Source organism: Sulfitobacter noctilucae (assembly GCF_000622365.1).
GTDB classification, from domain to species: domain Bacteria; phylum Pseudomonadota; class Alphaproteobacteria; order Rhodobacterales; family Rhodobacteraceae; genus Sulfitobacter; species Sulfitobacter noctilucae.
In genome coordinates this window covers 144,981-166,081 of record NZ_JASC01000002.1, presented here as the reverse complement: position 1 = coordinate 166,081, position 21,101 = coordinate 144,981, and the positions used below count along the sequence as shown (strand labels likewise).

At 60.3% G+C, this 21,101-nt stretch carries 21 protein-coding genes; 10 read left to right on the top strand and 11 right to left on the bottom strand.

The features are described from left to right. On the bottom strand, window positions 1-1,185 hold the full coding sequence (locus Z945_RS0101970; protein WP_025050444.1) for a penicillin-binding protein activator: 1,185 nt from the start codon (window positions 1,183-1,185) through the stop codon (window positions 1-3). 89 nt (window positions 1,186-1,274) lie between these two features. Here Z945_RS0101970 and rsmI point away from each other — a divergent pair, with 89 nt between their 5' ends. The 4 genes from rsmI to Z945_RS0101950 are packed head-to-tail and all read left to right on the top strand — an operon-like array spanning window position 1,275 to window position 4,431. Then, window positions 1,275-2,150, top strand: a complete 876-nt coding sequence (gene rsmI / locus Z945_RS0101965) for a 16S rRNA (cytidine(1402)-2'-O)-methyltransferase (protein ID WP_025050443.1) — start codon at window positions 1,275-1,277, stop codon at window positions 2,148-2,150. Beyond that, entirely contained in the window at window positions 2,134-2,514 is a 381-nt protein-coding gene (locus tag Z945_RS0101960) for a YraN family protein (protein WP_025050442.1), read from the top strand. The genes rsmI and Z945_RS0101960 overlap by 17 nt, the downstream gene beginning before the upstream one ends. A 58-nt stretch (window positions 2,515-2,572) precedes the next feature. Next, on the top strand, window positions 2,573-3,505 hold the full coding sequence (gene gshB, locus Z945_RS0101955) for a glutathione synthase (protein WP_025050441.1): 933 nt from the start codon (window positions 2,573-2,575) through the stop codon (window positions 3,503-3,505). Beyond that, window positions 3,505-4,431, top strand: coding sequence for an alpha/beta hydrolase (locus Z945_RS0101950; RefSeq protein WP_025050440.1), 927 nt, complete (start codon window positions 3,505-3,507; stop codon window positions 4,429-4,431). The genes gshB and Z945_RS0101950 overlap by 1 nt, the downstream gene beginning before the upstream one ends. On the opposite strand, the gene Z945_RS0101945 is transcribed toward Z945_RS0101950, so the two are convergent. The 4 genes from Z945_RS0101945 to cobU form a co-directional block, all read right to left on the bottom strand. After that, window positions 4,397-5,911 (bottom strand): YifB family Mg chelatase-like AAA ATPase, encoded by a 1,515-nt coding sequence (locus Z945_RS0101945; protein WP_025050439.1) that lies wholly within the window; start codon window positions 5,909-5,911, stop codon window positions 4,397-4,399. The genes Z945_RS0101950 and Z945_RS0101945 overlap by 35 nt on opposite strands. Window positions 5,912-5,991: 80 nt before the next feature. Next, on the bottom strand, window positions 5,992-6,675 hold the full coding sequence (locus Z945_RS0101940) for a glutathione S-transferase (RefSeq protein WP_025050438.1): 684 nt from the start codon (window positions 6,673-6,675) through the stop codon (window positions 5,992-5,994). A gap of 60 nt (window positions 6,676-6,735) precedes the next feature. After that, window positions 6,736-7,317, bottom strand: a complete 582-nt coding sequence (locus Z945_RS0101935) for a histidine phosphatase family protein (protein WP_025050437.1) — start codon at window positions 7,315-7,317, stop codon at window positions 6,736-6,738. Next, the gene (gene cobU / locus Z945_RS0101930) at window positions 7,314-7,832 is read right to left on the bottom strand and encodes a bifunctional adenosylcobinamide kinase/adenosylcobinamide-phosphate guanylyltransferase (protein ID WP_338152098.1); all 519 of its coding nucleotides are present in this window, start codon (window positions 7,830-7,832) and stop codon (window positions 7,314-7,316) included. The genes Z945_RS0101935 and cobU overlap by 4 nt, the downstream gene beginning before the upstream one ends. A 99-nt stretch (window positions 7,833-7,931) precedes the next feature. On the opposite strand from cobU, the gene Z945_RS0101925 reads away from it, so the two are divergent. The 5 genes from Z945_RS0101925 to Z945_RS0101905 all read left to right on the top strand — a co-directional run bounded on the left by Z945_RS0101925 (window position 7,932) and on the right by Z945_RS0101905 (window position 13,674). Then, window positions 7,932-8,810 carry an RNA polymerase factor sigma-32 gene (locus Z945_RS0101925; RefSeq protein WP_025050435.1) on the top strand — a complete coding sequence of 293 codons (879 nt, stop codon included), beginning with the start codon at window positions 7,932-7,934 and terminating at the stop codon, window positions 8,808-8,810. 89 nt (window positions 8,811-8,899) lie between these two features. Next, complete coding sequence (gene coaBC / locus Z945_RS0101920; RefSeq protein WP_025050434.1) at window positions 8,900-10,099, top strand: bifunctional phosphopantothenoylcysteine decarboxylase/phosphopantothenate--cysteine ligase CoaBC; 1,200 nt, start codon at window positions 8,900-8,902, stop codon at window positions 10,097-10,099. Beyond that, a complete protein-coding gene (dut, locus tag Z945_RS0101915; RefSeq protein ID WP_025050433.1) occupies window positions 10,096-10,548 on the top strand; it encodes a dUTP diphosphatase in 453 nt (150 codons plus the stop codon). Before coaBC ends, dut begins: the two co-directional genes overlap by 4 nt. Continuing rightward, window positions 10,548-11,591, top strand: coding sequence for a HesA/MoeB/ThiF family protein (locus Z945_RS0101910; protein WP_025050432.1), 1,044 nt, complete (start codon window positions 10,548-10,550; stop codon window positions 11,589-11,591). The genes dut and Z945_RS0101910 overlap by 1 nt, the downstream gene beginning before the upstream one ends. 70 nt (window positions 11,592-11,661) lie before the next feature. After that, a complete protein-coding gene (locus tag Z945_RS0101905) occupies window positions 11,662-13,674 on the top strand; it encodes a M3 family metallopeptidase (protein WP_025050431.1) in 2,013 nt (670 codons plus the stop codon). 97 nt (window positions 13,675-13,771) lie between these two features. Here the strand turns inward: Z945_RS0101905 and Z945_RS0101900 are convergent, their stop codons facing one another. The 6 genes from Z945_RS0101900 to Z945_RS0101875 are packed head-to-tail and all read right to left on the bottom strand — an operon-like array spanning window position 13,772 to window position 20,328. Next, the gene (locus tag Z945_RS0101900; RefSeq protein WP_025050430.1) at window positions 13,772-14,704 is read right to left on the bottom strand and encodes a 2-hydroxyacid dehydrogenase; all 933 of its coding nucleotides are present in this window, start codon (window positions 14,702-14,704) and stop codon (window positions 13,772-13,774) included. Between the two features lie 3 nt (window positions 14,705-14,707). Continuing rightward, complete coding sequence (rodA, locus tag Z945_RS0101895) at window positions 14,708-15,847, bottom strand: rod shape-determining protein RodA (RefSeq protein WP_025050429.1); 1,140 nt, start codon at window positions 15,845-15,847, stop codon at window positions 14,708-14,710. Continuing rightward, window positions 15,844-17,787, bottom strand: coding sequence for a penicillin-binding protein 2 (mrdA, locus tag Z945_RS0101890; protein ID WP_025050428.1), 1,944 nt, complete (start codon window positions 17,785-17,787; stop codon window positions 15,844-15,846). Before mrdA ends, rodA begins: the two co-directional genes overlap by 4 nt. Before the next feature lie 12 nt (window positions 17,788-17,799). Further along, a complete protein-coding gene (locus Z945_RS0101885) occupies window positions 17,800-18,339 on the bottom strand; it encodes a hypothetical protein (protein ID WP_025050427.1) in 540 nt (179 codons plus the stop codon). Further along, the gene (gene mreC, locus Z945_RS0101880) at window positions 18,336-19,232 is read right to left on the bottom strand and encodes a rod shape-determining protein MreC (RefSeq protein ID WP_025050426.1); all 897 of its coding nucleotides are present in this window, start codon (window positions 19,230-19,232) and stop codon (window positions 18,336-18,338) included. The genes Z945_RS0101885 and mreC overlap by 4 nt, the downstream gene beginning before the upstream one ends. 49 nt (window positions 19,233-19,281) lie before the next feature. Next, on the bottom strand, window positions 19,282-20,328 hold the full coding sequence (locus tag Z945_RS0101875; RefSeq protein WP_025050425.1) for a rod shape-determining protein: 1,047 nt from the start codon (window positions 20,326-20,328) through the stop codon (window positions 19,282-19,284). Window positions 20,329-20,499: 171 nt separating this feature from the next. On the opposite strand from Z945_RS0101875, the gene Z945_RS0101870 reads away from it, so the two are divergent. Beyond that, entirely contained in the window at window positions 20,500-21,084 is a 585-nt protein-coding gene (locus Z945_RS0101870) for a VOC family protein (protein ID WP_025050424.1), read from the top strand. Window positions 21,085-21,101 lie beyond the last annotated feature (17 nt).

Genomic DNA, 21,101 nt, shown 5'->3' with positions numbered 1-21,101 from the left:
TCAGAAGCCGGCGCCGCCAAAGGCCTGAGGCGCGCCTTCAAGTACGACCACACTGTTGTTGCGGATTGTCGCCACAGCAAGGCCCCGTTCGTTGGTGCCGTCCCGACGCAGACGGAAAACGCCGGAGGCACCGCGAAAGCCCGCCCCTTGTGTCAATGCGCCGCCGGTCAAGGCATCGGACTTGCGCGACTTGACCAGCGCCCCGATGGCCGCGATCCCGTCAAAAGCGAGGCCAGCCAAGGGATGCGGTTCCTTCCCGTATGCGGCGCGGTACTTTGAGCCAAAGGCAGCGCTGGCACCGGGATCAGGCAAAGCAAACCAACCGCCCTGCACGCCGGGCAAGGAAAGCGTCTGTGCAGGAATGTCCCAGCGGGTCAGGCCGATATATTGCGTGGAGGAGGGGCGTACACCTGCGCTGGGCAGCATTTCCGCAAACAACGGCAGCGCGCTGGCGGAGGACGTGGTCATAAAGACCGCATTGGCCCCGCTGCTGTCGACCAGACTTTTGACACGCGGCACTGCGGCCACGACAGATTCCTGACTCAGCGCATAGTCGACCGATCCTGCGAGCGTGGCACCATTGGCCGAAATTGCTTGCTGGATGGCATTGCGTCCCAGTTGGCCGGCCACGTCATTCGCATGCAGGATGACGATCTTGTCCTTGCCGTTGCGCTTGCCATAGTTCACCAGCCGGTTGGCTGTATTGGCGAAGGTTGGCCCTAGGACAAAGACGTTCCCGCCGGCAATAGTAGGGTTGTTCGAGAAAGCCAGGACGTTCACGCCCGAAGAGGCCACAGCCACGCCTGCGCTGTTCGCGGCTTCGCCGTAGACCGGACCAAGAATGATTTTTGCCCCTTCGCTGACAGCCTGCGAGGCCATTGTTGCAGCGGTTGCGGCATTGCCGCCCGTGCCATAAACGCGAAGATCGATTTTGACACCGTCCAGATCACGGATCGCCATCCGCGCGGCGTTTTCCAGGTTTGCCGCCAGCAGATTGTCGCTTTGCGACCCGCCACGCGGCACCAGAAGGGCCACGGGCACAGCCGCGTTCGCATCAATCTTTGGCCCGCCGGTGGATGACAGCCCGCCCAGGGCCGCCGGATCACAGGCAGTGATCGCCATCAGAACAAAAGGCAAAAGCAACAACCGCAGCTTCTTGCGGCCAGCATCGAAAATAGCAATCATCTGTAACTCACTCCCCAGGTGGTTTATCGGATGTCAGGGCACCCGATCACTCGGTTATAATCATAGAGGGTGCGAAAGGCGGGTCCAGCGTGAATTATCAAATGGTGCCGCTCTCGGCAGGATTATACTTTGTGGGTGTGCCTATAGGCACAGCCCGCGATATCACGCTGCGGGCACTGGATACCCTTGCTTCGGCAGATGTGCTGGCGGCCGAGGATACGCGGTCCTTGCGCAAATTGATGGATATCCATGGCGTGCCGCTGGGCAACCGGCGTATCGTAGCCCTGCATGATCATAGCGGTGATGCCATCGCACAACGGTTGGTTGCGGCGGTAAAAGACGGGCAATCGGTGGCCTATGCGTCTGAGGCCGGCATGCCTTTGATCGCTGATCCGGGGTTCGAACTGGGCCGTCTAGCCGCGCGCGAAGAGATCCCTGTAACCTGCGCACCGGGACCATCCGCCGTACTGACGGCACTGGCCATTGGAGGCCTGCCCACGGACGCGTTCTTTTTTGCAGGCTTTTTGCCGAATGCCAAAGCGGCCCGCTGTGCTGCATTGGAGAAACTGGGTGCTGCGGCAGGCACTTTGGTGTTTTACGAATCACCCAAACGGTTGGCGGCCATGCTGCGAGACGCAGCCAAGGTGCTTGGAGAGGCCCGAGAGGCCGCCGTTTGCCGCGAATTGACCAAGAAGTTCGAAGAAGTGCGCCGTGGCACATTGGCCGAACTGGCCGAGGTTTACGCCAATCAAACGCCTAAAGGCGAAATTGTGGTCCTTGTTGACCGCAGCCATTCAGAGATTGTTAAGGAAGCCGACATAGATTCGTCCCTGCGCCGCGCCCTTACGGAAATGTCGGTGCGTGACGCCGCCGATATGGTGGCACAGGCCCATGATCTACCGCGCAGACAGGTTTATCAACGGGCATTGGCATTGGGGAAGAATGAGGATGACAAAACCGAATGACCGGCATCACCGGGGACGCACGGCTTTTCACGCGGGTTTGGCGGCAGAACACCGTATTGCTCAAGATTACGAGCGGCGCGGCTTTGCTGTTGCACGCCGACGTTGGCGGGGTTCTGGCGGCGAGATCGACCTCATCCTGCAGGACGGAACGGGTCTGGTATTTGTCGAAGTAAAACAAAGCCGCAGCATTGCGCGCGCGGCGGAAAGCCTCTCTCCACGGCAGATGCAGCGGATCTATGCCTCGGCTGAAGAATTTCTTGGCACGCAGCCTCTTGGCAGTCTGACAAATGTCCGTTTCGACGTCGCCTTGGTCGATGGAACAGGCGACATGCAGATCATTGAAAACGCTTTCGGTCACGGCTGACCCATTGCACCTGGCACCCTGCTGCGCCATCTAAGAGACAAGCAGCAAGGAAACGCCCATGAAAATTGCCTTTCAGATGGACCCGATCGGGGACGTAAACATCAACGCGGACAGCAGCTTTCGGCTTGCCGAAGAAGCACAGCTTCGTGGGCATAGCCTGTTCTTTTATTCTCCTGACAAGCTCGCCTATCAGGAAGGCCGCATAACTGCCCGCGGCCATGATTTCTCGGTCCAGCGCGTGCAGGGCGATCATGCGCAGCTTGGTGATGAACGCGAAGTAAATTTGGCAGATTTCGATGTGATCTGGCTGCGGCAAGATCCGCCTTTCGACATGCATTACATCACGTCGACACATTTGCTGGACCGGCTGAAGGACCAGGCGCTTGTTGTGAATGATCCGTTCTGGGTGCGGAATTATCCCGAAAAACTGATGGTACTTGACTTCCCCGATCTGACCCCGCCGACCACAATCGCGCGCGATCTGGATACCATCAAGGCGTTCAAGGCCAAACATGGCGATGTCATACTCAAACCCCTTTACGGAAATGGCGGTGCCGGTGTTTTCCGCCTTGATGCCAACGACCGCAACCTGACCTCGCTCCACGAACTTTTCACCGGTTTCTCCCGCGAGCCACTGATCGTGCAGAAATTTCTGCCGGCTGTCTCCAAGGGCGACAAGCGCGTCATTCTGGTGGACGGCGAGGCCGTGGGTGCCATCAACCGCGTCCCTGCCGAAGGGGAAACCCGTTCGAACATGCATGTGGGCGGTCGTCCCGAAAAGGTCGGCCTGACTGAACGGGATCAGGAGATTTGCGCCGCCATCGGGCCGCTGCTCAAGGAAAAAGGGCAGGTCTTTGTCGGCATTGACGTCATTGGTGACTACCTGACAGAAATCAATGTCACCTCCCCTACTGGCATTCAGGAATTGGAGCGTTTTAATGATGTGAACATCGCCGGGCGCATCTGGGAGGCCATCGAAGGTAAACTCTGATGAGCTTGCGTGCCCGCCTTCTGAACCGCTGGCTGCGTGGTGTCGAAAAGCCGATGATGGCGCGCGCCAAGGGTGCGGACGCGCTGCGCCGTAGGCTGGAACTGAACGCGCGGCTTTTGTTTCATCCGCCACGCGGGACGCAGATGCAGTGGCAGGTCATGGAACAGGACCAACGCCGGGTGGAGGTGTTGGAAGTTGTACCGCGCCAGTTGAGCAGTGATACCGTTATCCTTTATGCCCACGGCGGCGGGTTCGTTTTCGGGTCTCCGCGCACACATGCAGCGATGCTGGCGCAACTTTGCCGGCGCACCGGTGCCAGAGCCATTTTGCCGCGCTACCGCCGCGCGCCCGAAGCGCCTTATCCCGCTGCCATCGACGATATGTGGACAGCCTGGGGCAGTTTGCTGCGCAGCGGTGTTGAACCTGGACAAATTATCATCGGCGGGGACAGTGCTGGTGGCGCATTGGCCTTGTCGCTGCTGGCCCGATTGATCCACGAGAAAGCCGATTTGCCAGCGGGAGTTTTCTGCTTTTCCCCTTTGACCGATATGACGTTCAGCGGCGACAGTCTGGTCGAGAATGCCAATAAAGAAGCGGTTCTGCCCGCCACCCGCGCTCATGAGATGACGCAAATGTATCTTGCAGGCCAAGCGCCGGACAGCCCTTTGATCAGCCCGCTCCGTGGCGATTTTTCAGATGCGCCGCCTGTCTGGATCACGGCCGGGGATACAGAGATCCTGCGCGATGATGCGCGGCGGATGGTGTCTGTCCTGCAAGCGGCTGGCCGGCGCGTTCAATACGCGGAGAAGCATGATTTGCCCCATGTCTGGCCGTTGTTTCACAACATATTGCCCGAAGCGCGAGCCAGTCTTGACGAGCTTGCGGGCTGGATCACTCATGAACTGGGCTCGCCACCCGAAAGCTGACCGCTTCTGCGATGTGGGGTTTGCGCACGTCTTCCGATCCATCCAGGTCGGCGATGGTTCGCGCGACCCGGATCACCCTGTGATAGCCCCGTGCAGACAGATGAAATCGCTCTGCCACGCGGTTCAACAGATCGCGGGCATCGGCATCCGGGGTTGCGATTTCCTCCAGCACATCGCCCTGCGCGTCCGCATTGACGCTGAGCCCCGAACGCCCGTCGAACCGCGCCAATTGCACCGCGCGCGCCTCGGCCACCCGCGCGGCGACCTGCGCCGAGCCGGCACCGCTGGCCGGCAGATCAAGGTCGGTAAAGGCCACCGGCGGCACATCAACGCGCAGGTCGAACCGGTCCATCAGCGGGCCTGAGATGCGCCCCATATAGTCTTCGCCACATTGCGGCACCCGCGCACAGGCCCGCGCAGGATCAGGCAGATAGCCGCATTTGCAGGGGTTCGCAGCGGCCACCAGCATGAATTTACATGGATATTTCACATGGGCATTCGCCCGCGCGATCATCACTTCGCCCGTCTCGATCGGTTGGCGCAGCGTTTCCAACACGGTGCGCGGGAATTCCGGGAATTCGTCCATGAACAGCACGCCGTTGTGCGCAAGGCTCACCTCTCCCGGTTTGGCTTGCCGGCCCCCCCCGATGATCGCAGCCATTGAGGCGGTGTGATGCGGTTCGCGAAACGGACGCGCCCGGCTGATACCGCCTTCGTCCAGCAGTCCGGCCAGCGAATGGATCATAGAGGTTTCAAGCGCTTCGGTCGGAGTGAGCGGCGGCAAGATTGTGGGCAGGCGGGCCGCGAGCATGCTCTTGCCGGACCCCGGCGTGCCGACAAACATCAGGTGGTGCCGACCTGCGGCGGCGATTTCGAGGGCGCGTTTGGCGCGTTCCTGTCCCTTGACCTCGCGCAGGTCGCGGCCTGTGGGATCCAGCGTGACCTCGCCCGGTGTTGCGGGGGCCAACGGCGTCTGCCCCGTGTAATGGCGCACCACATCGCCCAAAGAGGCAGCGGCGATCACTTGCGTGGCCCCGACCCAGGCCGCTTCGGCCCCCGAGCCTTGCGGGCAGAGCAGGCTGCGATCCTGCGCGGCGGCAGCCATCGCGGCGGGTAAAGCGCCGACCACAGGCACCAATGTCCCGTCCAGTGATAGCTCGCCTAATGCGACTACGCTGCGGGTTACATCATCTGGCAGGATGTCGAGCGCGGCCAACAGGGCGAAGGCAATCGGTAAATCAAAGTGGCTGCCTTCCTTTGGCAGGTCCGCCGGGCTGAGGTTGATCGTGATCCGTTTCGACGGCAGTGCAATCGCCATGGAGGTCAGTGCCGTGCGCACCCGGTCCCGCGCTTCCGACACAGCTTTGTCCGGCAGGCCGACGATGGAAAAACTCGGCAGGCCTGCGGTCACGGCGCATTGCACCTCGACCATCCGCGCCTCGACCCCTTGGAATGCCACCGTATAGGCGCAGGATACCATCCTTGCTTTCTCCACTTACCACTTGGTTAATGGGTAGGCAGGGATTGTTTAAGAAAAGTTAATGCAAGCCGGACTTGAGATCAGGAAGACGGCCATTCGCGGGTCGCCCCGCCAAAGTCGTAAGGAAACGGATCATAAACCACTTCAAGCCCCTCTGCGCGCCATGCTTTGAAAGCGGGATCAGAAATAGTCGTTTCACAATACGCCCGTGCAGTTGCGCTGACCGGCAAATCATAGCCAATGATACGCGCTGCGACCGGGGCATAGAACGCATCGGCAAGGCTGTAGCCACCAAAAAGCCAAAGGCCGTTTTCAGTCCGCACTGCGCCAGCATGTGCCCAAAGGGTTTCGAGCCGGTCAATGTCCTTTTGCAGCTCGGCGCTGACGGCAAATCCTTCATTCACATGCTGTAACTGCATCGGGCAGCTGCCGCGCAGCGTGGAAAACCCGGCGCATATCTCGGCGCAAAGCCAGCGCGCCGTGGCACGCGCTGCTGCGTCTTTCGGCCACATGCCAGCCTCGGGATGCCGTTCGGCCAGTGTTTCTGCCATCGCAAGGCTTTCACCCACCACGGTCCCTTCCGGCGTGCGCAAAACCGGCACCAACCGGGCTGGGGCAAGTGCCGCCAGATCAGCCGCCATTGTCCCGCCGTAAAGGCCAACAAGATGTGCCTTATAAGGCAGGTTGAATTTTTCCAACATCAGCCAGCCCCGTAAGGACCAGCTGGAGAAGGTGCGATCGCCGATATAAAGGTCATATGTCATGAAAAAGAACCTAGCCGCGCTGCGTGCAGTGCGGCAAATGCAACTTTGCTCGTCACCCGATCACGGAAGGTGATTGATCGTATCTACACGCCACGCACCGACCTCATGCACCATTGTTGTCACCGAAAGATTATCGATCTTGTGAGACATCGCTTTGTAAGGTGTGACGCCAAGCGCCCTTTGCACCTGCGTCAGAATCACACCGAAATGTGCCACGGCAATGATCTCGGCCTGCGGGTGGGCGGCGTTCATCGTGTCGACGGCGGCATTTACCCGCGCGGCGGTCTGGTTCCAGCTTTCGCCTTCGGGGGCCACAACATCACCAGGCGTTTCCCAATAGGCGCGGGAAAGTTCGGGATCGCGGGCGGCAATGTCCTTGAAGTGCATGCCGTCCCAAATGCCAAAATGAATTTCGCGCAGGTCGGCACGATGCGGCAGGCGGCGACGGTCGCCGTGCTCTAGCACATCCGCTGTCGCAGTGCATCGTTGCAAGTCGGACGAGATCAACAGTGCATCGTCGGGCAAATGAGCGCTTAGACGGGCAATTTGATCGTGATCGGACAAATCTGCGGGAACATCGCGCCAGCCGACAAAGGTTTTCTCGTGGGTCGGACCATGCCGGACCCAGTGCCAGATTGTCATGGAAGCTGTCCTTTCAAAACCACCGGCAGGCCCGCCACCACTTGCACGGCCAAGCCCGCTTCTGCCGCCAGCGCTATGTTCAGCCTGCCTTGCGCCTCGCGGAACTGCCGCGCCAGCGCGTTGTCGGGCACGATGCCACTGCCCACCTCGTTTGACACGATGATCCACGGGGCAGCACAGCGATGAAGCGCCGAAACGAGCGCGTCCTGCACATCTGCAATATCACTTTGCGCGATCAGATGATTGCTCAGCCACATGGTGGCGCAGTCGATGAAAGCCACCTGCTGCGCCGTCAGTTTGTCAAGCGCTGACGCCAGATCAAGCGGCTCTTCTACGGTGGTCCACCGGTCATCGCGACGTTTTTTGTGGATTTTTACTCTTGCCGACATCTCGGCATCAAAAATTTGGCTGGTGGCGATGTAAGTGATTGGCAAGCCGAAGCTTTCCGCCAATTCTTCGGCCCAGCCCGATTTCCCCGATGCAGCGCCCCCGAGCACAAAAGAGGATCTTGGCACGTTATTTTTCATTTTTTCTCGGAACCCAAAAAGCACCTTGTGCGTACTTAAATCAAAGGTGTGTCACAAGACGTACTGCAAGTTCAGGGAAAATTGAAGATGACACTGCAAACAGCACGCGAATTCTCACTCACCCGCACGGCGATGAAAGCCGAGCTACTTGATGCGGAAACTGAACTCAAGCTTGCATACGCTTGGCGTGATGAACGCGACGAAGCGGCCCTGCACCGCCTGATCACAGCTTACATGCGTCTGGCAATTTCGATGGCCGGCAAATTCAAGCGCTACGGCGCGCCGATGAACGATCTGATCCAGGAGGCGGGTCTTGGCCTCATGAAAGCGGCTGACAAGTTCGACCCTGATCGGGGCGTACGGTTCTCCACTTACGCTGTCTGGTGGATCAAGGCGAGCATTCAGGACCATGTGATGCGGAACTGGTCGATGGTGCGGACAGGGTCCACATCTTCGCAAAAGTCCCTGTTTTTCAACATGCGCCGCGTCCAGGCCCGGTTGGAGCGTGAAGCCTCTGCCGCTGGCGAAACATTGGATCGGCACCAGCTGCGCCAGATGATCTCGACCGAGATCGGCGTGCCGTTGCACGATGTCGAGATGATGGAGGGCCGTCTGTCAGGCTCCGATTATTCTCTCAACGCCACGCAGTCCTCTGAGGATGAAGGCCGCGAATGGATCGACGCCTTGGTTGACGATTCCGCACAGGCCGCCGAACAGGTTGAAGACAGTCATGACACGGAACAACTGCGTGCCTGGCTTCTGTCCTCCATGCAAGAACTGAACGACCGCGAGCAATTCATCGTCCGCGAGCGCAAGCTGCGTGATCAGCCACGGACACTTGAAAGCCTTGGTGAAGAGTTGAGCCTGTCGAAAGAGCGCGTGCGCCAGTTGGAAGCCGCGGCCTTTGTGAAGATGCGCAAGTCTTTGGAAGGTCAGTCACGCGAAGTGCTGCAGTTCCTGAACTAACTGCCTAGACACCGGCCCGCGTCAGGGCTGGATCAAGCATCCCAAGCGCCCTATGGTCCGGTAGATACCGTGTAACCAAAGGGCGCTTTATGCTGTCGGGCAAACATATTCTTTTGATCATCGGCGGCGGCATTGCTGCGTTCAAATCGCTTGACCTGATCCGCCGCTTGCGCGAACGCGGCGCCGAAGTGACACCGGTTCTGACCCGCGCAGGCGCTGAATTTTTGACCCCGCTATCGGTTTCTGCGCTGGCGGGTAAAAAGGTGTTCAGCGACTTGTTCGACCTGGGGGATGAGGCCGAGATGGGGCATATCCAGCTAAGCCGCGTCGCCGATCTGGTGGTTGTTGCCCCGGCGACTGCTGATCTGATGGCCAAGATGGCGCAAGGCCATGCCAATGATCTGGCATCGACACTAATGCTTGCCACTGACACCCCGGTGATGATCGTCCCCGCGATGAACGTGCGCATGTGGGCCCACGCCGCAACCCAGCGCAATCTGGCGACCCTGAAGTCGGATGGCATCCTCACCGTTGGTCCGAATGACGGCGACATGGCATGTGGCGAATTCGGCCCCGGTCGCATGTCCGAACCGATGGAGGTCGTCGCCGCAGTCGAGGCGCAGTTCTCCGAAGGGCCGCTCACCGGCAAACGCATTCTGGTGACCTCCGGCCCCACGCATGAGCCGATTGATCCGGTCCGCTATATCGCGAACCGCTCCTCTGGTGCGCAGGGGGCCGCGATTGCCCGTGCTTTGGCCGCACTGGGTGCGCATGTAGTGTTTGTCACTGGCCCTGCCGATGTGCCGCCGCCCCATGGGGTCGAAGTGATGCGCATCCAGACTGCGCAACAGATGTTGGAAGCGGCCACGGGTGCCTTACCTGTCGATGCGGCCGTCTTTGCCGCCGCGGTGGCCGACTGGCGCGTTGAAGGGGCGCATGATCAAAAGCTCAAGAAATCCAAAGACGGCTTGCCCCAGCTCAGCTTCGCCGAAAATCCCGATATCCTGAAAACGATCAGCCATCTGGCACAGGATCGCCCCCCGCTGGTTGTGGGCTTTGCCGCTGAGACAAATGATGTGCTGGCCCACGCGACGGCCAAGCGCACGCGCAAGGGCTGCGACTGGATCGTCGCCAACGATGTTTCACCCGGCACCGGTATCATGGGGGGCAGCGAAAATGCCGTTACCCTGATCACGGACGAAGGGGCAGAAGACTGGCCGCGCATGGGCAAAGATGAAGTCGCGGTCAAGCTGGCCGGACGCATCGCGCAAGTCATTGGCGACGCATGACCCCGATCAAATGCATCTGGGCCGATGGGGCCGATACCAAGCTGGGCTTGCCTCGATATGAAAGTGCCGGTGCCGCCGGAGCGGACCTGCGGGCCAATCTGCCGAATGGCCCCGTAACGATCCTTCCAATGGCGCGGGCGCTGATTTCAACGGGCCTGCATATGCAAATTACCCAAGGGTTCGAGGTTCAGATCCGCCCGCGTTCGGGTCTGGCGCTTAAGCACGGAATTATGCTGCCCAACAGCCCCGGCACCATCGACAGCGACTATCGCGGTGTTGTGGGGGTGATCGTGTTGAACGCGGGCGAGGCTCCGTTCGAGGTCACACACGGCATGCGCATCGCACAGATGGTTGCAGCGCCGGTCACGCAGGCTAGCTTTACGCTCACCGACAGGCTCGATCCCACAGAGCGGGCTGAAGGCGGATTTGGTTCTACCGGAGTGGCGTGATGATACTTGTACTGCTGTTGGCTGCTGCCATCTGGTTTGGCGGTGGCTGGATGAACGCCCCGCGTGAGGCGCGCGCGACGTTTCTGGGCCTTTTGTATATCGCAGTACTGGGCATTCAGGTGGCTTTCCCAGAAACCAACCCACTGCGCGTGGCGACCGGTGGCAGCGCTGCAGCCTGGCTGATCTTGGGCGGATTTATCGCCCTTTTCCTGATCTACCGCCAAGTGTTGGTGATGTTGAGGTCAAAGGCGCTCGTTGCGCAAACTGCTGATTCAGCGCCAAAATCCGCCGCCTTTTCCGACACCGAACTCAATCGCTACGCCCGCCACATCATTTTGCGCGAGGTTGGCGGCGGCGGGCAAAGGGCGCTCAAGGATGCATCGGTTCTGGTGGTGGGCGCGGGCGGTCTTGGTGCGCCCGTGCTGCAATATCTGGCGGCAGCTGGGGTCGGCACCATTGGCGTAATCGACGACGACAAGGTCGAAAACGCCAACCTGCAACGGCAAGTCATCCATGCGGACGCCGACATCGGCACGCCCAAGGTATTCTCTGCCCAGGCCCACATGGAAGCACAGAACCCATTTGTGACCGTTCGCCCCTACCACCGCCGCCTGACCGGAGACATCGCTGCCGACCTGATCGGTGACTATGATCTGGTGCTGGACGGCACCGACAATTTCGATACCCGCTATCTGGTCAACGCCGCCTGCGTCGCGGCGGGCAAACCGCTGGTGTCCGGTGCGCTCAGCCAGTGGGAAGGGCAGATGTCGGTCTTTGACCCGGCGAAGGGCGCGCCCTGTTACCAGTGCATCTTCCCGGAGGCACCCTCCGCCCATCTTGCGCCCAGTTGCGCCGAGGCGGGCGTGATCGGGCCTTTGCCCGGCGTTGTAGGCTCGATGATGGCAGTTGAGGCGATCAAACTGATCACCGGTGCAGGCACACCCGCGCGGGGACAATTGCTGATCTACGATGCACTTTATGGCGAGAACCGCACCATCCAGATCGCCCGCCGCGCAGATTGCCCGACCTGTGGCAGCGCCTGATCACTTTCATTGCCCGTCCGATTGTAACCGACACATCGCGCCCCTAGCTTGAGCGCAAAGGAGATTTCCCATGACAAACCCATTGCTGGCCATCTGGCCCACCCCCTTTGCCATCGCACCATTCGACCAAATCGAAGACGCGCATTTCGCCCCCGCGCTGGAGGAGGCGCTGACCGCCCATAATGCCGAGATTGATGCGATCGCCGCCAACCCCGACGCGCCTACGTTTGCCAATACGGTAGAGGCGCTGGAAGCTGCGGGCCATGCGCTCGATAAGGTACTTGGCGTGTTTTTCACTATCGCCGGGGCCGATAGCAACCCGGTGCGCGAAGACTTGCAGCGTGCATTTTCCCCCAAACTGGCCGCGCATTTCTCTGAAATCTCGGGCAACAAAGCACTGTTTGCCCGCGTCGCCGCTATCTGGGACGAGCGCGACAGCCTGACACTGACGGACGAGCAAGCCCGCGTGCTGATGCTGACCCATCGCGGTTTTGTGCGGGCAGGGGCGGCACTCAGCGGAGCCGAAGAAACGCGGATGAAAGAAATCAAAGCACGCCTCGCAGTGCTGGGAACGCAATTCACACAAAACCTCCTGTCCGATGAACGCAGCTGGTTCATGACACTCTCTGAAGAAGACCTCGAAGGCCTGCCAGATTTCGTGGTCGACGCGGCTCGTGCTGCGGGTGCGGAGAAGGATGCGGGCGGCCCGGTGGTCACTCTGTCACGTTCGCTGATCGTGCCCTTCCTGCAATTCTCGCCCCGTCGCGATCTGCGCGAAAAGGCGTTCCGCGCATGGGAGGCACGCGGCGCCAACGGTGGCGAAACGGACAACCGCGCCATCGCCGCCGAAACGCTGGCTCTGCGCGAAGAGCGGGCACAGCTGTTGGGCTACGCGAACTTTGCCGACTACAAGCTTGAGACTGAAATGGCCAAGACCCCCGCCGCCGTGCGCGATCTGCTGATGCAGGTTTGGGAGCCAGCCAAGGCGCAAGCCAACGCGGATGCGGACAAGCTGACCGCGATGATGCACAGCGATGGCATCAACGGCGATCTGGAGCCGTGGGATTGGCGCTACTACGCCGAGAAACGCCGCGCGGCGGAGCATGATCTGGATGAGGCGGCGCTGAAGCCATATTTTCAGTTGGACCGGATGATCGAGGCGTCTTTTGCCTGCGCCAACCGCCTGTTCGGGCTGGAATTCGCGCCCCTGGATGTGCCGCTGTACCATGACGACTGCCGCGCTTGGGACGTGACACGCAATGGCAAACATATCGCCGTGTTTATCGGGGATTATTTCGCCCGTGGGTCCAAACGTTCTGGCGCATGGTGTTCGGCCATGCGATCGCAGGCGAAATTCCCGCAGGCGCAGACGCCCGTGGTCATCAACGTCTGCAACTTTGCCAAATCCGATCCGTCGCTTTTGTCCTACGATGATGCGCGGACGTTGTTTCATGAATTCGGCCATGCGCTGCACCAGATGTTATCTGATGTGACCTATGAAAGCGTGTCCGGTACCTCCGTTGCGCGCGACTTTGTGGAACTGCCCAGCCAGCTTTATGAACACTGGCTCGAGGTGCCCGAAGTGCTGGGCGAATTCGCCACCCATGCCAAAACGGGCGAAGCCATGCCGCCAGAGATGCTGGACAAGGTACTGGGTGCCTCGACTTTCGACATGGGGTTCCAGACCGTCGAATACGTCGCATCGGCCCTTGTTGATCTGGCGTTCCACGATGGCGCGGCCCCTGCTGATCCGATGGCGAAACAGGCCGAGGTGTTGGAGGCGCTGGGCATGCCCGCCGCGATCCGCATGCGCCACGCGACACCGCAGTTCGCGCATGTGTTCTCGGGTGACGGATATTCCAGTGGCTACTACAGCTATATGTGGTCCGAAGTGATGGATGCGGACGCCTTTGAGGCGTTTGAAGAAGTCGGTAACCCGTTTGATGCAGACCGCGCCGCCGCGCTGGAAGAGCACATCCTTTCGAGCGGTGGATCGCGGGACGCGGCAGAGCTTTATACCGCGTTCCGGGGCCGTTTGCCGGGAGTAGAGGCCTTGCTTAAAGGGCGCGGTCTGGCCGCATAACGGCGCTGTCCCTTCGGGGACAGCCGCTCAAGCGCGAGTGGCTCCAATGGCTTACGGGGGCGTAAACCTTTGATTTACCTTTATCCCCCGTATCGTTTCAGTACCCCAGATCCCGGTCCACTAGGTTGATAAAGGGTTCACCCGCTTCGCCGCGCCGGATATTCTCGACGATCACCCGCGCGGCTGACACCGGGCGGGTTTCAGCAGCAAGATGGGGCGTAACGGTGACCTTTGGGTCGGTCCAATAGGGATCGTCCGAGGGCAGGGGCTCCACCCGGAACACATCGAGCGTGGCATGGGCGATCTGCCCGCTGTCGAGGGCCGCGAGTAAGGCCTCATCGTCGATCAGCGGCCCACGGCCAGGATTGATGATCCGCGCACCCTCAGGCATCAACGCAATGGTCTCTACGTTCAGTGTATTCTGGGTCGCGGGCGTATCAGGAAGCAGCAACACCGCGATTTCCGCACGGCTCAATGCCTCTTTCAGGCCATCGTCGCCGTGAAGACAGGTGACACCCTCGACGGTCTTGGGGCTGCGCGACCAGCCGGTCACATTGAAGCCGATGGACGTCAGCATTTCGGCGCAGGCCGCACCCAACGCGCCAAGGCCCAGAATGACAACACTGCGTTCAGACGCCAGCGGCGGCGTGCGGGGCTCCCACTCCGCATCGCGACGCTCGATATCTATGTCGATCCCAAGGTGATAGCGCATGACGTGGCCGGTGACCCACTCCACCATGCCCCGTGTAAGGCCGGGGTCGACCATCCGGGCCAAGGGGATTGTCAGTGTCTCGTTGCCCGTCACCGCCTCGACGCCGGCCCAAAGGTTCAGGACCGCCTTGGCCCGCGTATAGGGCCGAAAATCCTGCAGATCGCTGTTGGGGGCATAGACGATATAATCGACCTCCTCGGGTGGGAGTGTCAGCGCGAGCTCGGCCTCGATGCCGGCATCTGCCAGAGCATCGCGCAGGGGCGTTTCATAGGTCGCCCAGCGTTCAGGCTTGGCGGCGAAGAGAATGTTCAGGGTCATGGGTTACCTTGGTCTATGGACGTGGGCAGATTGGACGAGGCCAAAGGCCAGCATCAGAACCAGCATGGCGGAACCGCCATAGCTGACAAGTGGCAGCGGCACGCCGACGACGGGCGCAAGGCCCATCACCATCGACATGTTGACGGCAAAGAACAAAAAGAAGTTTAGCGCGATGCCGAGGGTGAGAAGCGACGAGAAGCGATCCTTGTTCATAATCGCGGTGACCACGCAGAAGACGATGATCAGGGCATAAAGGCTTAAGAGCGATATCGCACCGACAAAGCCGAATTCTTCGGCCAATGTGGTGAAAATAAAGTCCGTATGCTTTTCCGGCAGAAAGTTCAGCCTTGATTGCGTGCCCTGCATAAAGCCGCGCCCGGTCCAGCCGCCAGAGCCCAGCGCGATCTTGGACTGGGTGATGTGATAGCCCGCCCCCAGCGGGTCGGCGGCGGGATCGAGAAAGGTGTCGATGCGTCGATACTGATAATTGTTCAACAATTGCCAAGGGGTGCCGCGTGACTGGAACACGGCCGTCACCAGCCCTACGGCGCTAGCGATAACGGCGGCGAAATAGGCCCAGTGGACCCCTGCGAGAAACATCATGCCCCCGCCAGCGGCCAGCAACAGGATTGAGGTACCAAGATCGGGTTGTTCCAGCACCAGCGCAGTTGGCAAAAAGATAATGCCCAGAGGCAAGAGCACCCAGAAGGGTCGCGACACACGCCGCGCCGGCAACCAGTCGTAATAGGCCGCCAGGAACATCACCAGGGTGATTTTCATCAGCTCGGAGGGTTGCAGATCAATGAACCCCAGATCAAGCCAGCGCTGGGACCCCTTGCGTTCGTCGCCGACGAAAGCAACCGCCACCAGCAGCACCAGCGCCGTGCCATAAGCAACGCCGGATAGGTTGCGCCACAACCAGATCGGCACCATCGCCACGCCGACCATCAGCACAAGGCCTGCTGCAAAACGCTTCATCTGTGGTTCGGCCCACGGGGTGTAGGAACCACCGGCCACGGAATAGAGCATCAGGAACCCGACGCCGCAAACCGACGCCAGCAGCACCGCCAAAGGCCAGTTCAGATGCAGGATCTTGCGGAAACCGGTGGGGACCGATTTGACCGTATACTCAAGATAGCTCATGCCTGATCGTTCCCCTTGATCGCGGCTTGAGGCTGGACATCACGCAGGCGCTCTTGCTGGCTTTTGATGCGGGCGCGGTCGCCGGTGGGATAGGCGTCAAGTGGTGGCTCTCCACCTGCCAGCGCTTGCAACAGGACGTCGCGGGCGATGGGGGCCGCAGCGGTCGATCCGCCGCCGCCATGTTCCACCAATACAGACACAGCATAGCGCGGTTTGTCATAGGGCGCGAAGGCCACGAAAAGCGCGTGGTCGCGCCGTTCCCACGGCAGATCGGCGTTGCGGGTCACACCACGGGCGCGTTCTGCGGCGGTGATGTTACGCACCTGGCTGGTGCCGGTCTTGCCCGCCATGCGCCATTCATCGGCGATGATGCGGCTGCGGTATGCCGTGCCGCGCCGGTCGTTCACCACCTCGTACATCGCGCGGCGCATTTTGCGCAGATTGTTTTCATTCATGTTCAGATCAGCGCCGATACCCAAAGGCTGTTCGACCCCGTCCACCGATTTGATCAGGCGGGGCGTCACCTCGCGTCCGGTGGCAAGGCGCGCAGACATCACCGCCAGTTGCAGGGGCGAAGCCAGCATGAAACCTTGCCCGATGGAGGCGTTCACCGTGTCGCCGATCACCCAATCCGCGCCACGCGCACTTTTTTTCCAGGCTTTGGTCGGTGTTAGCCCGGTATTCACGGAAGACAGTGCCAGATCATGCCGGATGCCCAGCCCAAAGCGGTTGGCCATCGCCGAAATTTTCTCGATGCCGACTTTCAGCGCCAGATCGTAATAGTAGACATCGCAGGATTGCTTGAGCGAGTTTTCCAGATCGACCCAGCCGTGGCCCGCACGTTTCCAGCAGTGAAACCTACGCCCTGCAACCTCGAGGTGACCGGGGCAATAAACGGTTTCATCCGGGCCGATCAGCCCGTCCTCAAGGGCGGCCATCGCCGTCAGCATCTTGAAGGTAGAGCCGGGCGGATAGGCCCCCTGCACGGTCTTGTTGACCAGGGGGCGGTAGATAGAGTTCAGCAGCGGGTCATAATCCTTGGATGAGATCCCACCAATAAAGAGGTTCGGATCATAGCTGGGAGCCGAAGAGATCGCGGCCAGATCGCCGTTTTCGCAATCCATCACCACCACGGCGGCGCTTTCACCTCCCAGACGGGCCTGAACATAGCCTTGCAACTTGGCGTCGACGGTCAATTGCAGGTCAGCGCCGGATTGTCCTTCGCGACGGGCCAGCTCACGCATTTCGCGACCGGTGGCGTTCACCTCGACCTGTTTGGTGCCGGCACTACCGCGCAGCATATCTTCCGCCCGTGCCTCGACATTGATTTTGCCAATCTGAAAGCGCGGAATGCGTAGCACTTGATCCGGGTTTTCCAGTGCATCAAGGTCTTTCTGGCTCACGCGGCCCACACGCCCGACCACATGGGCAAAGTCCGATCCGCGTGGATAGACCCGTGTCAGGCCAACCTCGGGTGTAACGCCGGGCAGGGCAGGCGCGTTGACGCTAACCTTGCTGACCTCGTCCCAGCTAACACCTTCGACGATGGTAACCGGCAGGAAGGGGGCAGAGCGCTTAAGCTCTTCCAGCGCGCGCTCATAGGTCTCAAGCTCGATGTCGATCACCTGACTGAGACGGGCCATCACCGCATCCACATCGCCTGCGTCCTCCCGGACCATAACAATCCGGTAGGACGGTACGTTTTCGGCCAGCCGCGTGCCGTTGCGGTCAAAGATTTCCCCGCGGGCAGGCGGGATCAAACGAATATTGATGCGGTTTTCCTCGGCCAGCAGACGAAACTGGTCGGCCTGATCGACCTGCAAATACCGCATGCGCGCGGCCAGCCCCCCCATGAACAACAGCTGCGCACCGCCCAGCAGGGCGGCCCGCCGCGTAAGCTTGGCATGGTTGGCATCGTTTTCAGCGCGATTGCGTCTCATCTTTCGGCTCCCTCAGACCCGCTGGCCCAGTGCATCCAGATCACCCGGTGCTGCCTTGCGCACGCCCATAAGGAAATGCGTCACAGCGACCACTGCGGGGTAGATTAGCAGGGTTGTGCCCAATTCGGAAAGGCTGAGCGTGAGGCTGGGCAGATCGACCAGCACAAGCGCCAGAATGATCCGGTAACCGATACTGATACCGATGATGATCAACCCCGCAGCGATCCATTCCGCCGCAAAATTGGAATCCCGCAGCGAACGCCCGCGCGATTTAAGGTTTTCGCATCCAATCAGCGCCAGCATCGCCCAAAGCCCCGGCGGACGTTGCAGCAGCAGGTCGGTACAGAGAAAGGCCAGCGCAAGCACCAGCGGAGGAACATACTCCGGCCGCCGAAGGCTCCATGCCAGCGCAAAGCACAGCAGAATATCCGGCCCGGCCCAGCGGCTGGGTGTCGTATCCAGCGGCAGCAGGTGGAAGAACAGAATCACAAGCGTCAGCAGCAAGAAAGCGCCACGCATCAGCCACAGGCGGGTGAGCGACAGGTCATTCATTCGGAGACCACCGTTTCGGCATCGTCCAGTGGCCCGTCTTCGGTGATGATCCGCGCGGTGTCGGTTACGTTTTCGGTCCCGTAGTGGCGCAGCACCCGCAGGAATTCGAGCCGCTCGTAATCTGCCGCCAGACGGACCCGCAGACGGCCACCGGGGTCAGCGGCGATCTGGCCAATCAGCAAACCGGCCGGAAAGACCCCGCCATCACCCGAGCTGATCACCCGGTCACCGGGACGCACCAGATCGGGGTTTTCAAGAAAATCAATCGGGGGTGCGATGGTGTTGTCCCCCGTCACGATGGCGCGCTGCCCGGAGGGCTGGATCGTCGCGGGAATACGGCTGGTGGCGTCCGTCAGCAGGATCACACGGGCGGTATTCTCGGCCACGCCGGAAATGCGGCCGACCAGACCGATGCCATCCATCGTGGCCCATCCATCGACCAAACCATCGCGCGCACCAACATTCAGCAGCACCGACTGCCGGAAAGGCGAGCCGGAATCGGCGATGACGACCCCGGTGATAAAGGTCAGCCGTGGATCAAGCCGCACCTTGTTCAGGTCCAGCAACCGGGCGTTTTCCTGTTCCAGTTGCAAGGCCGCTTCTTTCCACGCCTGCATCTGGCGCAATTCGCTGCGCAACTCTCCGTTCTGTTCGGCGAGGCGGCGATAGGACTGGAAATCCCGCAGCAGATTGACCGTGCCCGTTACCGGCGCCATGGCCCAGTCTAGGTTGGGCATTAGCTGATCCGTGATCTGGGCGCGAAAGCGTTCGACACGCGGGCTGTCGATGCGCCAGAGCAAAAAGATGGTCCCCAGAACAAGGATCAGGACAACCAGAAGCAAGCGCCGGAGGGGAGCGGTATAATCGTTTAAATTTGAACGGTCGCTTGCCATGTCCGATGCGCTCCTGCCCGGTGCCGGGCCTGCCTCAGCCTAGCAAAGATCAGCTGTCGTAGTCGATGGCGTGGCGCAGTTGTTTTTCGTATTCCAGCGCCTTGCCGGTACCCAATGCAACGCAGTTCAACGGCTCATCCGCGACAGAGATTGCAAGGCCGGTCTGTTCGCGCAGCGCCAGATCCAGATCGCCCAGCAACGCCCCGCCACCCGTCAACATGACGCCGCGATCGACAATATCTGCGGCAAGGTCCGGAGGTGTTGTCTCAAGCGCGGTCATCACCGCTTCGCAAATCTGCTGCACAGGTTCGGCGAGGGCTTCGGCGATCTGGGCCTGCGTCACCTCGATCTCTTTTGGGACACCATTCAGCAGGTCGCGCCCGCGGATCTGCATCGAGGTGCCGCGCCCGTCGTCGGGCATGCGGGCCGTGCCGATGGAAGTTTTAATCCGCTCTGCCGTGGTTTCACCCACCAACAGGTTCTGCTGGCGGCGCAGGTAGCTGATGATCGCCTCGTCCATACGGTCACCACCGACGCGCACGGAACGGGCATAAACGATATCGCCCAGCGACAGGACCGCGACTTCGGTCGTACCACCACCGATGTCGACAACCATATTGCCGGTGGGATCGGTGATCGGCATCCCCGCACCAATCGCCGCTGCGATGGGTTCGGCAATCAGGCCGGCACGCCGCGCACCTGCACTCAGTACCGACTGGCGGATCGCACGCTTTTCAACCGGGGTCGCACCGTGGGGCACGCAGACGATGATCTTGGGCTTGGAAAAGGTCGAGCGTTTGTGCACCTTGCGGATGAAATGTTTGATCATCTCTTCGGCGGTGTCAAAGTCCGCAATCACACCTTCACGCATCGGGCGGATCGCCTCAATGGAACCCGGGGTGCGGCCGAGCATCAGCTTGGCATCTTCGCCTACGGCAAGCACCTTTTTCACACCGTCCTTGATGTGATAGGCTACCACAGAGGGTTCAGACAGAACGATACCGCGCCCTTTGACATAGACGAGGGTGTTCGCGGTGCCCAAGTCGATTGCCATATCAGATGAAAATAGCCCACTGAGGTTTCCAAAGAGGTTCATTCGCCCAAGCACCTTAATTATAAAACTATGGCCCGCGACTCTCCCGATGCAGGCTTTGCGCCCTTATAGGCATGGGAAAACCCATGCGAAAGGGGGTCTTTGGCGACACTGGGCAGGTTGCCGCTCGCGCCCTAGGTTGAGGGTCAAAGCATGGTAGGAGGAAAGCAGAACATGAAGAAAATCCAAACCCTTGGCGTCCATCATATCACTTTGACAGGCGCGGACCGGCAGTCCAGCATCGACTTCTGGGAAGGCTTGCTGGGCATGCCGTTCATCTTTGACCAACCCAATTTGGATGATGAGGACGAAGGGCATTTGTACTTTGATCCCGGTGACGGGCGGTTGATTACGATCTTTTCGAACGAGAACCGCAAGCCCGTTCATAGCCGTACCCCGATGGATCCCGGCTGTGTGCATCACATCGCGTTTGAGGTGGATCGCGCCATGTTCGATCAGATTTTGGATCGGCTGAAAAAACGGGGCATCGGGAATTCCGGGGTCAAGGATCGCGGCTTCATGCATTCGATCTATTTCAAGGATCCGCTGGGCCTGTTGATCGAACTGGCCTGCTACACCTTTATCCCGCCACGCGGGTCGAGCCACGCCGAAGTCATGCTGGAAGCCCACAAGCTGCGGGTTTCGCGGGGGGCCAAAGCGATTGAGCGCGAGCACCTGGCAGATGCGGTACTGCTGATCGTGGAACGCTCGCAAAAATCATTGAGCGATGATCGTGGGCCGAAGAATCCGTATGAATAGGGGGTAGGCAAAGCGCC